Source organism: Pantoea sp. S-LA4 (assembly GCF_054482835.1).
In genome coordinates this window covers 1-12,523 of the sequence record NZ_JBTLRC010000002.1, presented here as the reverse complement: position 1 = coordinate 12,523, position 12,523 = coordinate 1, and the positions used below count along the sequence as shown (strand labels likewise).

The 12,523-nt window shown below is 55.3% G+C and carries 5 protein-coding genes, 1 tRNA gene and 3 rRNA genes; 1 reads left to right on the top strand and 8 read right to left on the bottom strand.

What is annotated here, in order from left to right:
* The first annotated feature begins 140 nt into the window (after positions 1-140).
* A complete protein-coding gene (gene iclR, locus ACX3P5_RS00970; RefSeq protein ID WP_233985593.1) occupies positions 141-971 on the top strand; it encodes a glyoxylate bypass operon transcriptional repressor IclR in 831 nt (276 codons plus the stop codon).
* Here the strand turns inward: iclR and aceK are convergent.
* The 8 genes from aceK to ACX3P5_RS00930 all read right to left on the bottom strand — a co-directional run bounded on the left by aceK (position 946) and on the right by ACX3P5_RS00930 (position 12,202).
* Complete coding sequence (aceK, locus tag ACX3P5_RS00965; RefSeq protein ID WP_458968166.1) at positions 946-2,694, bottom strand: bifunctional isocitrate dehydrogenase kinase/phosphatase; 1,749 nt, start codon at positions 2,692-2,694, stop codon at positions 946-948. The two genes, iclR and aceK, sit on opposite strands and share 26 nt — an antisense overlap.
* A gap of 51 nt (positions 2,695-2,745) precedes the next feature.
* Positions 2,746-4,059: an isocitrate lyase gene (aceA, locus tag ACX3P5_RS00960; protein ID WP_458968165.1), complete on the bottom strand. Its 1,314-nt coding sequence runs from the start codon at positions 4,057-4,059 to the stop codon at positions 2,746-2,748.
* Positions 4,060-4,076: 17 nt separating this feature from the next.
* A complete protein-coding gene (gene aceB, locus ACX3P5_RS00955; protein WP_458968164.1) occupies positions 4,077-5,675 on the bottom strand; it encodes a malate synthase A in 1,599 nt (532 codons plus the stop codon).
* Between the two features lie 262 nt (positions 5,676-5,937).
* Positions 5,938-6,867 (bottom strand): homoserine O-acetyltransferase MetA, encoded by a 930-nt coding sequence (gene metA, locus ACX3P5_RS00950; protein WP_233985597.1) that lies wholly within the window; start codon positions 6,865-6,867, stop codon positions 5,938-5,940.
* Positions 6,868-7,046: 179 nt separating this feature from the next.
* Positions 7,047-7,162, bottom strand: a 5S ribosomal RNA gene (gene rrf / locus ACX3P5_RS00945).
* Positions 7,163-7,363: 201 nt separating this feature from the next.
* Positions 7,364-10,268 (bottom strand): 23S ribosomal RNA (locus tag ACX3P5_RS00940).
* A 230-nt stretch (positions 10,269-10,498) separates the two neighbouring features.
* A tRNA-Glu gene (locus tag ACX3P5_RS00935) sits at positions 10,499-10,573 on the bottom strand.
* An 89-nt stretch (positions 10,574-10,662) separates the two neighbouring features.
* Positions 10,663-12,202: ribosomal RNA gene (locus ACX3P5_RS00930) — 16S ribosomal RNA — on the bottom strand.
* Together the 16S, 23S and 5S rRNA genes with 1 tRNA gene alongside form the textbook arrangement of a ribosomal RNA operon.
* Positions 12,203-12,523 lie beyond the last annotated feature (321 nt).

Here is a 12,523-nt window from a genome sequence, read left to right as displayed (position 1 = left end):
CACAAGCGGGTTAACCCACAAAGCAACCTTAGCTGAGACATTTTCAGGTCGGCCGCTAACAGGTCTGACCAGAAAACCAGCGTTTGCAAAGCGCGTGATTAAAACGAAAATGATTTCCACATTCCTAAGGAGATTTGATCATGGCGACGCCTGTTCCCGTAAAGCGCGGCAAAAAACCTCGCGGCACTGCTGCCACTGCCGCACCCGCGGGCGGCCAGGTGCAATCCCTGACCCGCGGCCTGACGCTGCTGGAGCTGATTGCCGACTCGCACGGCAGCGTGGCGCTGACTGAACTGGCGCAGCAGGCCGGGTTACCCAACTCCACGACGCATCGTTTGCTCAGCACCATGCAGCAGCAGGGCTTTGTCCGTCAGGTGGGCGATCTGGGATTGTGGACCATCGGCGCGCACGCCTTTGTGGTGGGCAGCAGTTTTCTGCAAAGTCGTAACCTGCTGGCGCTGGTGCATCCGGTGCTGCGCAGCTTGATGGAGGCCTCGGGCGAAACGGTTAATCTGGCGGTACTGGATCTCAGCGATCATCAGGCGGTGATCATCGATCAGGTGCAATGTACTCAGCTGATGCGCATGTCCGCGCCGATCGGCGGCAAGCTGCCCATGCACGCGTCGGGAGCAGGCAAAGCGTTCCTGGCCCATCTCAGCGATGAGCAGGTTACCACGCTGCTGCATCAGAAAGGGTTGCATTACTACACGCCGAAGACCCTGATGTCGCCGCAGAGCCTGAAAGAGAATCTGGCCCAGGTGCGTAAAGCGGGCTTCTCGTTTGATGATGAAGAGCACGCGCTCGGACTGCGTTGTGTCGCGGCACCGATCTATGACGAGCACGGCGAGGCGTTTGCCGCCCTCTCTATCTCCGGTCCAATCGCCCGGATGACCGACGATCGCATTACCGAGCTGGGTGCGCTGGTGATCCGGGAAGCGCGTCAGGTCACGCTGGCGTACAGTGGCCGCTGATCGCCTCCGTCGCGTAACATACGCTGAAGCGCTGCGCCTGCCGCCAGGCGATGACCTCTTCAACATGGCCTTCGGCAATGCGTTGTTGCTGGGCTCGCCACCAGCGGGCTTCGAAGATCTCAGGATGCAGTTCCAGTAGCAAGGCACCGGTGGCGGCATCGCTGCATAAGGCGTAGCGGAAGGTCTCCGGAAACACATCGTCCGGCCCGACGCTATACCAGGGCTCGGCGCTGAGCTCATCCTCTTCGTAGCGTGCGGCCGGCACCTCACGGAAGTTCAGCTCCTGCATCGGCCGGATCTCATCGTAATCGTAAAACACCACCCGGCCATGGCGGGTTATGCCGAAGTTTTTAAACAGCATGTCGCCCGGAAAGATATTGGCTGCCGCCAGCTGCCGGATGGCATTGCCATACTCCTCAATCGCCTGGCGCCGTTGCGCAGCACTGGCCTGGGCCAGATAGAGGTTAAGCGGCTGCATACGCCGCTCCAGCCACAGATGGCGAATGATCAGCCGGTCGCCTTCAATCTGCAGCTTCTCCGCCGCACAGGCGTTCAGCTCCGCCAGCAGTTCTGGCGAGATACGCGCCAGCGGCAAGGCAAACTGCTCAAACTCCTGGGTATCCGCCATCCGTCCGACACGATCGTGCTCTTTGACCTGCTGATAGCAGGCGCGTACCTGCGCTTCCGTCACCTCTTTTTGCGGCGCGAAGCGATCTTTAATCACCTTAAACACCCGATCAAAGCCCGGCAGCGTGAAGACCAGCATCACCATGCCGCGAATGCCCGGTGCGATCTCAAAGGCGGCCGTATTCTGCTCCAGCGCCTGCAGATATTCACGGTAACTTTCGGTTTTGCCATGCTTCTGGCAGCCAATCGCCATATAACGTTCGGCCAGGGTCTTGGCAGGCAGAATCGGTTGCAGCCACGCCACCAGCGCTGCCGGCATCGGCGCATAGACCATGAAATAGGCGCGGGCGAAACCAAACACAATACTGGCGTCATCCACCTCCGTCAGACAGGTATCGATCCAGAGTTCGCCCGCCTCACTGCGCTGAATCGGCAACAGGCAGGGATGGATGGCGTCCGGCAGGTGCAGGCGCGCCACCAGCCAGGCGGTTTTATTGCGATAAAACAGCTCACAACTGACTTCAAGCCAGCCCTGATCCAGATGAGAAAAGCACGTCTGCAGATGACGGACAATCCATCCGATATCCCGTTCGCGCTGCTGCCACGGCAGCGTTAACGGCAAATCGCGCAGCACCTGCTCGATCAACGCCCGCCAGCCCTGCTGCGGATGATAGCCGCGCGCCAGCGGACGCGACGGGCTGCCCGGTGCCGAAGGTGATTGAGAGCTGAAGATAAACAGCCGTTCCGGCTGCAGATCGGCATGGCCATGCAGCCGGCAGTAGACCGAATTAAAGAAGCTCTCGGCAATTTCATAACGTGGATAGCCCGGCAATAAACTTTCATAGTGGCTTTTTACCCGCAGCCAGAACGCCTCATCCCAGCAGGCTGCGCCGTTCAGCACCCGCAGCTGATCGGCAACCAGCCCGACATGGTGATCGTAGAGATGAATTCTCGCTTTCATGGCCTGCTGCACTGCCTGCCATTCTGCCTGTTCAAAGCGCTGCTGCGCCCCGGCCGTGATGTCGAGAAAACGGCCATATTGTGCGTCGAAGCCCTGCAGGATGGTGTGTGCAATCAGCGATTCGCGTGGCGGCATTTTCAGCTCCGGTAAAGCCCGCCCGCGGCGTGCCGGGCGGGAGTCAGTCTGTCAGGGATTCACTCTGAACTGGTGCTCTTCGGTCGAACCGGTCAGCGCCGTTACCGACGATTTACCGCCCTGAATGGTGGTGGTGACCCGGTCAAAATAGCCGGTGCCCACTTCCTGCTGATGCGATGAGAAGCTGTAACCGCGATCGCGGGCGGCAAATTCGGGCTGCTGCACTTTCTCAACGTAGTGGCGCATACCCTCGCCCTGCGCATAAGCATGGGCCAGGTCAAACATGTTGAACCACATGCTGTGGATACCGGCCAGCGTGATGAACTGGAAGCGATATCCCATCTCGCTGAGCGCCTGCTGAAAGCGGGCGATGGTGCGATCGTCGAGGTTCTTTTTCCAGTTGAATGACGGTGAACAGTTGTAGGCCAGCAGCTTGCCAGGGAAGCGCGCATGAATCGCATCGGCAAAACGCTGCGCCATCGCCAGATCCGGCGTTGAGGTTTCACACCACAGAATGTCAGCGTACGGGGCATAGGCCAGCCCGCGACTGATCGCCTGCTCAATCCCGGCGTTAGTGCGGAAGAATCCTTCGGCGGTACGGTCACCACAGATAAAGGGACGGTCGTACTCATCGCAGTCTGAGGTAATCAGATCGGCCGCATCGGCATCAGTGCGCGCCAGCAGCAGCGTGGGAACGCCCATGACATCGGCCGCCAGCCGTGCCGCCACCAGTTTTTGTATCGCTTCCTGAGTCGGCACCAGCACTTTACCGCCCATATGACCGCATTTCTTCACCGCCGCCAGCTGATCTTCAAAGTGGACGGCCGCCGCGCCCGCCTGAATCATCGCTTTCATCAGCTCAAACGCATTCAGCACGCCGCCAAAACCGGCTTCCGCATCGGCGACAATCGGCAGAAAGAAGTCGGTATAGCGACTGTCGCCCGCTTCAATCCCGCTGGACCACTGAATCTGATCGGCGCGTTGAAAGGTCTGATTAATGCGCGTCACCACTTCCGGCACGGAGTTAACCGGATAGAGTGACTGATCGGGATACATCTGGCCCGCCACGTTAGCGTCGGCGGCCACCTGCCAGCCAGAGAGGTAGATCGCCTCAATCCCCGCTTTCGCCTGCTGCAAAGCCTGCCCGCCACTTAATGCGCCGAGGCTGTTGATGTAGCCCTTTTTCGCCTCTCCATTGAGCAGCGCCCACAGTTTTTCTGCGCCGCGCTGGGCCAGAGTACAGGCGGGCTGTACCGAGCCGCGCAGATTCACCACCTCTGCCGCACTGTAAGGACGGGTGATGCCTGCCCAGCGCGGGTGCTGCCAGTGCTGTTCGAGTTGCTGGATTTGTTGAGTACGTGTCATGGCAATGTCTCCGAGAGTCAGGGGATCAGGCGATAGCCCGGCAGAGTAAGGAATGAGACCAGCTCGCGTTCGGTGGTGATTTGCGCCATCAGCTGCGCCGCTTCGCCATAGCGACCGGCACTGAATTGGGTTTCGCCCAGGTTCTGCTGCAACAGGTGGAGCTCTTCGTTTAGCCAGCGCAGAAACAGTTCAGCGGTGACCTGCTGACCACTGCTCAGGGTTTGCTGATGACGTATCCACTGCCAGATTGAGGTACGGGCTATCTCTGCCGTGGCGGCATCCTCCATCAGGCCATCAATCGGTACGCAGCCGTTGCCACTGATCCAGGCTTCAAGGTATTGCAGCGCCACGCGGATATTGGCGCGCATGCCCGCTTCCGTGCGTTCACCGGTACAGGGCGCCAGCAGCGTCGCCGCCTCGATCGGCGCATCCTCTTCCCGAGTGACCGATAACTGATTAGGCCGGTTGCCCAGCACCGCATCAAACACCGCCATGGCGGTATCCGCCAGGCCGGGATGCGCAATCCAGGTGCCATCATGACCATTGTCCGCTTCCCGCTGCTTATCCTCTGTAACGCGTTGCAGTACCCAGGCATTACGCGCCGGATCTTTACTTGGGATCAGGGCTGACATACCGCCCATCGCAAACGCACCGCGTCGGTGACAGGTTTTGATCAGCAGGCGTGAATAGGCATCCAGGAAGGGCTGAGCCATGGTGACGGACTGACGATCCGGCAGTACCCGATCCGCATGCTGTTTCAGCGTTTTGATATAGCTGAAGATGTAATCCCAGCGGCCACAGTTAAGGCCGACGATGTGATCGCGCAGATTCCACAGGATCTCATCCATCTGGAAGACCGCCGGCAGGGTTTCAATCAGTACCGTGGCTTTGATGGTGCCGCGCGGCAGATCGAATCGATCTTCGCTGAAACTGAAGATCTCACGCCACCAGGCGACTTCCTGCCAGCTTTCGGTTTTGGGCAGATAAAAATAGGGGCCGCTGCCTTTCGCCAGCAACGGATGAACGTTGTGAAAGAAGTAGAGCGCGAAATCAAACAAGCCGGCGGGAATCGGATTGCCCTGCCAGCTGACATGCTTTTCCGACAGATGCAGTCCGCGCACCCGACACATCAGCACGGCGGGATCGGCGCGCAGCTGGTAAATTTTACCGGCGTCGCTGGTATAACTGAGGCTGCCCTGTACCGCTTCACGCAGGGTCAGTTGTCCCTCAATCAGCTTATTCCACTCCGGTGACAGCGAATCCTCAAAATCCGCCATAAAAACTTTTACGTTCGCATTCAGGGCGTTAATGACCATTTTGCGATCCGGCGGGCCGGTTATTTCAACCCGGCGATCTTGTAAGTCTGCCGGAATCGAACGGATCGTCCACTCACGGTCTCGAATGGAAGCTGTTTCCATATCGAAGTCTGGAAGATAGCCCCGATCGTATTGCTGCTGTCGCTGCTGGCGGGCCGTCAGTAACGCGTCACGCTGTGAGGCAAAGCGCGTCACCAGCGCATCTAAAAACAGAATCGCCTCGGCAGTAAGAAGCTGTTGTTCGGCGTGGTTAAAGGGCTGGCTGAAGGTCAGGGTATGGCTGATCACAGAATCTGTCATGCTGGCGCTCTCCTGTATTCAGAGGATCGAATAACGCGGATCCCCGGATCGACTGTTTTGTACACTACAGGATCAGAGCATATGCATTTAATTCATTAAATCAAAAACTATTTCCATTTTATTAGTTAAACATACTTATCTGCCTGTTTTTAATGTAATTAAAGTTAGAAACTTTAAGGGAACAGTTTTCATCACATCATTCAGGCGAAAAAAAACCGTGTCGCCAGCGGCTAACACGGTTCAGTTGAGGATAATCCCGGCCCTATTCGAGAGTAGGATTCATACGGCGTAAATCAAACGGTGTGATCTGGTAGACGTAATAGTTAAGCCAGTTGGAGAACAGCAGATTGCCATGACTACGCCAGGCGGCACGCGGCGGCAATGCCGGATTATCCTGCGGGAAGTAGTTATAAGGCACCTCAGGATTGAGGCCGGCTTCATAGTCACGGTGATATTCACCCGATAAGGTCAGTGCGTCATATTCCGGATGGCCGGTAACAAACACCAGTCGTTTGTCTTTACTCGCCATCAGGTAAGCGCCGGTTTGTTCCGATTCAGCAAATAATTCCAGATCGGTGTAATCAGTGATCAACTGGGTCGGAAAATCGGCATAACGTGAGTGCGGTGCCAGGAAATTATCATCAAATCCGCGGGTCAGTAAGGCATGCGGATGCAAGATTTGATGCTCAAAGACACCAGACAGCTTGTTGTGCCGGGTCTGCTTTGGAATGCCATACAATATATTCAATGCTGCCTGGACTGCCCAGCACACAAACAGCGTTGAGGTGACATGCTCTTTGGCCCAGTGAAGCACACGCTGGATCTGTGGCCAGTACGCCACATCATTAAAATCGACCAACCCCAGCGGGGCACCTGTCACGATTAAGCCATCAAAGTTGTCGTGCTGAATATCTTCAAAATTACAGTAGAAGTTATTGAGGTGCTCAGTTGGCGTGTTACGTGACTCCCGGCTGTCGATGCGTAACAGCTGAATATCGATCTGTAATGGCGAGTTGGAAAGCAGACGCAGAAACTGATTTTCCGTTTCGATCTTTTTTGGCATCAGATTCAGTATGAGCACTTTAAGCGGGCGGATCTCCTGAACACTGGCGCGCGACGATGTCATCACAAAGACATTTTCGTCACGCAAAAAATTCACTGCCGGTAATTCGTCGGGAACCCTGATTGGCATAACCTGCTCACCTCTTACAACCATATAAACGTTTAGACATCCAGATGCCCAACATTAGCCTGGTGGCTGTGTAATGTCGAGGGTTCATGCGGAAAATGAAAATGTTTCAGCTTAAAGTGGCAAATAGCAGACGTAAAAAAGCCCCGCACTTCCGTGCGGGGCTTCTTCACTGATATAATGCCTGGCAGTTCCCTACTCTCGCATGGGGAGACCCCACACTACCATCGGCGCTACGGCGTTTCACTTCTGAGTTCGGCATGGGGTCAGGTGGGACCACCGCGCTACAGCCGCCAGGCAAATTCTTTGTGCATGAAACGAACCTTTTCCGCCGTGACCGCGCTGCCATCGCTCAGCCGCACCGGTCACATACTTCCGTATGCTCCCGCTGACGTCATCGCTCTGCGCCCTGTCACGCCGCAAAATCTTTCGTTTCCGCAAATAATTATCCGGAAAACAAGCTGAAAATCGTGTCTCTCAAAAACGCCTCTGGCGTTGTAAGGTTAAGCCTCACGGGTCATTAGTACCGGTTAGCTCAACGCATCGCTGCGCTTACACATCCGGCCTATCAACGTCGTCGTCTTCAACGTCCCTTCAGGACTCTCAAGGAGTCAGGGAGAACTCATCTCGGGGCAAGTTTCGTGCTTAGATGCTTTCAGCACTTATCTTTTCCGCACTTAGCTACCGGGCAATGCCATTGGCATGACAACCCGAACACCAGTGGTGCGTTCACTCCGGTCCTCTCGTACTAGGAGCAACCCCCCTCAATTCTCCAGCGCCCACGGCAGATAGGGACCGAACTGTCTCACGACGTTCTAAACCCAGCTCGCGTACCACTTTAAACGGCGAACAGCCGTACCCTTGGGACCTACTTCAGCCCCAGGATGTGATGAGCCGACATCGAGGTGCCAAACACCGCCGTCGATATGAACTCTTGGGCGGTATCAGCCTGTTATCCCCGGAGTACCTTTTATCCGTTGAGCGATGGCCCTTCCATTCAGAACCACCGGATCACTATGACCTGCTTTCGCACCTGCTCGAGCCGTCACTCTCGCAGTCAAGCCAGCTTATGCCATTGCACTAACCTCACGATGTCCGACCGTGATTAGCTGACCTTCGTGCTCCTCCGTTACGCTTTAGGAGGAGACCGCCCCAGTCAAACTACCCACCAGACACTGTCCGCACCCCGGATCACGGGGCCACGTTAGAACATCAAACATTAAAGGGTGGTATTTCAAGGTTGGCTCCACGCAGACTGGCGTCTGCGCTTCAAAGCCTCCCACCTATCCTACACATCAAGGCTCAATGTTCAGTGTCAAGCTGTAGTAAAGGTTCACGGGGTCTTTCCGTCTTGCCGCGGGTACACTGCATCTTCACAGCGAGTTCAATTTCACTGAGTCTCGGGTGGAGACAGCCTGGCCATCATTACGCCATTCGTGCAGGTCGGAACTTACCCGACAAGGAATTTCGCTACCTTAGGACCGTTATAGTTACGGCCGCCGTTTACCGGGGCTTCGATCAAGAGCTTCTCCTTACGGATAACCCCATCAATTAACCTTCCGGCACCGGGCAGGCGTCACACCGTATACGTCCACTTTCGTGTTTGCACAGTGCTGTGTTTTTAATAAACAGTTGCAGCCAGCTGGTATCTTCGACTGGCTTCGGCTCGGGGAGCGAGTCCCTCCACCTACGCGCCAGCGTGCCTTCTCCCGAAGTTACGGCACCATTTTGCCTAGTTCCTTCACCCGAGTTCTCTCAAGCGCCTTGGTATTCTCTACCTGACCACCTGTGTCGGTTTGGGGTACGATTTTGTGTTACCTGATGCTTAGAGGCTTTTCCTGGAAGCAGGGCATTTATCACTTCAGCACCGTAGTGCCTCGTCGTCACGCCTCAGTGTAAAGTGAACCGGATTTGCCTGGAACACACACCTACACGCTTAAACCGGGACAACCGTCGCCCGGCTGATATAGCCTTCTCCGTCCCCCCTTCGCAGTAACACCAAGTACAGGAATATTAACCTGTTTCCCATCGACTACGCCTTTCGGCCTCGCCTTAGGGGTCGACTCACCCTGCTCCGATTAACGTTGAACAGGAACCCTTGGTCTTCCGGCGAGCGGGCTTTTCACCCGCTTTATCGTTACTTATGTCAGCATTCGCACTTCTGATACCTCCAGCATGCCTCACAGCACACCTTCGACGGCTTACAGAACGCTCCCCTACCCAACAACGCCTAAGCGTCGCTGCCGCAGCTTCGGTGCATGGTTTAGCCCCGTTACATCTTCCGCGCAGGCCGACTCGACCAGTGAGCTATTACGCTTTCTTTAAATGATGGCTGCTTCTAAGCCAACATCCTGGCTGTCTGTGCCTTCCCACATCGTTTCCCACTTAACCATGACTTTGGGACCTTAGCTGGCGGTCTGGGTTGTTTCCCTCTTCACGACGGACGTTAGCACCCGCCGTGTGTCTCCCGTGATAACATTCTTCGGTATTCGCAGTTTGCATCGGGTTGGTAAGCCGGGATGGCCCCCTAGCCGAAACAGTGCTCTACCCCCGAAGATGAGTTCACGAGGCGCTACCTAAATAGCTTTCGGGGAGAACCAGCTATCTCCCGGTTTGATTGGCCTTTCACCCCCAGCCACAGGTCATCCGCTAATTTTTCAACATTAGTCGGTTCGGTCCTCCAGTTAGTGTTACCCAACCTTCAACCTGCCCATGGCTAGATCACCGGGTTTCGGGTCTATACCCTGCAACTTAACGCCCAGTTAAGACTCGGTTTCCCTGCGGCTCCCCTATACGGTTAACCTTGCTACAGAATATAAGTCGCTGACCCATTATACAAAAGGTACGCAGTCACCCCATAAAGAGGCTCCCACTGCTTGTACGTACACGGTTTCAGGTTCTGTTTCACTCCCCTCGCCGGGGTTCTTTTCGCCTTTCCCTCACGGTACTGGTTCACTATCGGTCAGTCAGGAGTATTTAGCCTTGGAGGATGGTCCCCCCATATTCAGACAGGATACCACGTGTCCCGCCTTACTCATCGAGCTCACAGCATGTGTGTTTTTGTGTACGGGAGTATCACCCTGTACCCTGCGACTTTCCAGACGCTTCCACTAACACACAAGCTGATTCAGGCTCTGGGCTGCTCCCCGTTCGCTCGCCGCTACTGGGGGAATCTCGGTTGATTTCTTTTCCTCGGGGTACTTAGATGTTTCAGTTCCCCCGGTTCGCCTTGCAGCACTATGTATTCATGCTGCAATGATGCACTGAGTGCACCGGGTTTCCCCATTCGGACATCGACGGCTGTAGCGGTTCATATCACCTTACCGTCGCTTTACGCAGATTAGCACGTCCTTCATCGCCTCTGACTGCCAGGGCATCCACCGTGTACGCTTAGTCGCTTAACCTCACAACCCACAGGCGTTTTTCAACGCTGCGTGTTGCAAGCATTTGAGAGACTCGAACACATCGTGTTTTTCATTCTTATTACGGAGAATGAAAACGACATGTCGTTTCAATTTTCAGCTTGTTCCGGATTGTTAAAGAGCAAATATCTCAAACGCGGCTCCGCTGCTTACGCAGCCGAATCGGTTTTGAGATACTTCGTGGAGACACCTTTCACCTGTCACCAAGCAAGTGGCGTCCCCTAGGGGATTCGAACCCCTGTTGCCGCCGTGAAAGGGCGGAGTCCTAACCGCTAGACGAAGGGGACACGATAGTGTCACGACTTCGCAGCCGTCTTGCTCATTACTTTTCTATCAGACAATCTGTGTGAGCACTGCGCGGGAAGGTATCTTCAGGTAAGGAGGTGATCCAACCGCAGGTTCCCCTACGGTTACCTTGTTACGACTTCACCCCAGTCATGAATCACAAAGTGGTAAGCGCCCTCCCGAAGGTTAAGCTACCTACTTCTTTTGCAACCCACTCCCATGGTGTGACGGGCGGTGTGTACAAGGCCCGGGAACGTATTCACCGTGGCATTCTGATCCACGATTACTAGCGATTCCGACTTCACGGAGTCGAGTTGCAGACTCCGATCCGGACTACGACGCACTTTGTGAGGTCCGCTTGCTCTCGCGAGGTCGCTTCTCTTTGTATGCGCCATTGTAGCACGTGTGTAGCCCTACTCGTAAGGGCCATGATGACTTGACGTCATCCCCACCTTCCTCCGGTTTATCACCGGCAGTCTCCTTTGAGTTCCCGACCGAATCGCTGGCAACAAAGGATAAGGGTTGCGCTCGTTGCGGGACTTAACCCAACATTTCACAACACGAGCTGACGACAGCCATGCAGCACCTGTCTCAGCGTTCCCGAAGGCACCAATCCATCTCTGGAAAGTTCGCTGGATGTCAAGAGTAGGTAAGGTTCTTCGCGTTGCATCGAATTAAACCACATGCTCCACCGCTTGTGCGGGCCCCCGTCAATTCATTTGAGTTTTAACCTTGCGGCCGTACTCCCCAGGCGGTCGACTTAACGCGTTAGCTCCGGAAGCCACTCCTCAAGGGAACAACCTCCAAGTCGACATCGTTTACGGCGTGGACTACCAGGGTATCTAATCCTGTTTGCTCCCCACGCTTTCGCACCTGAGCGTCAGTCTTTGTCCAGGGGGCCGCCTTCGCCACCGGTATTCCTCCAGATCTCTACGCATTTCACCGCTACACCTGGAATTCTACCCCCCTCTACAAGACTCAAGCCTGCCAGTTTCAAATGCAGTTCCCAGGTTAAGCCCGGGGATTTCACATCTGACTTAACAGACCGCCTGCGTGCGCTTTACGCCCAGTAATTCCGATTAACGCTTGCACCCTCCGTATTACCGCGGCTGCTGGCACGGAGTTAGCCGGTGCTTCTTCTGCGGGTAACGTCAATCGACGCGGTTATTAACCACATCGCCTTCCTCCCCGCTGAAAGTACTTTACAACCCGAAGGCCTTCTTCATACACGCGGCATGGCTGCATCAGGCTTGCGCCCATTGTGCAATATTCCCCACTGCTGCCTCCCGTAGGAGTCTGGACCGTGTCTCAGTTCCAGTGTGGCTGGTCATCCTCTCAGACCAGCTAGGGATCGTCGCCTAGGTGGGCCATTACCCCGCCTACTAGCTAATCCCATCTGGGTTCATCCGATAGTGAGAGGCCCGAAGGTCCCCCTCTTTGGTCTTGCGACGTTATGCGGTATTAGCCACCGTTTCCAGTGGTTATCCCCCTCTATCGGGCAGATCCCCAGACATTACTCACCCGTCCGCCACTCGTCACCCAAGAGCAAGCTCTCTGTGCTACCGTCCGACTTGCATGTGTTAGGCCTGCCGCCAGCGTTCAATCTGAGCCATGATCAAACTCTTCAATTTAAGTTTGATTTGCTTAAACAAGTTAAGCGGTGCTCATCTGTAAAACGTCATAATGAATTTCATTATGTGTTCACTCGTGAGGCTTGATATTTTTTACGTCCGGAGACGCTGATATCAATCCTGCGAGTGCCCACACAGATTGTCTGATAAATTGTTAAAGAGCGGTGCGAGCAGCGGGTTAACCGTCTGTCGCGAGGTGGCGTATATTACGCTTTCCTCCTTCAGAGTCAACCTCTTTTTCAGAAGTTTTCTCCGGCGGCGCAGTCTCCTGTGCCTCTCAACCCGGCGGCCGGTAAGCCGTTGTTCCGTGTCGATGGAGGC

Coding starts and splice junctions, on each gene's coding strand:
- iclR (WP_233985593.1), top strand. CDS start 141: ATGGCGACGCCTGTTCCCGTAAAGCGCGGCAAAAAACCTCGCGGCACT.
- aceK (WP_458968166.1), bottom strand. CDS start 2,694: ATGCCGCCACGCGAATCGCTGATTGCACACACCATCCTGCAGGGCTTC.
- aceA (WP_458968165.1), bottom strand. CDS start 4,059: ATGACACGTACTCAACAAATCCAGCAACTCGAACAGCACTGGCAGCAC.
- aceB (WP_458968164.1), bottom strand. CDS start 5,675: ATGACAGATTCTGTGATCAGCCATACCCTGACCTTCAGCCAGCCCTTT.
- metA (WP_233985597.1), bottom strand. CDS start 6,867: ATGCCAATCAGGGTTCCCGACGAATTACCGGCAGTGAATTTTTTGCGT.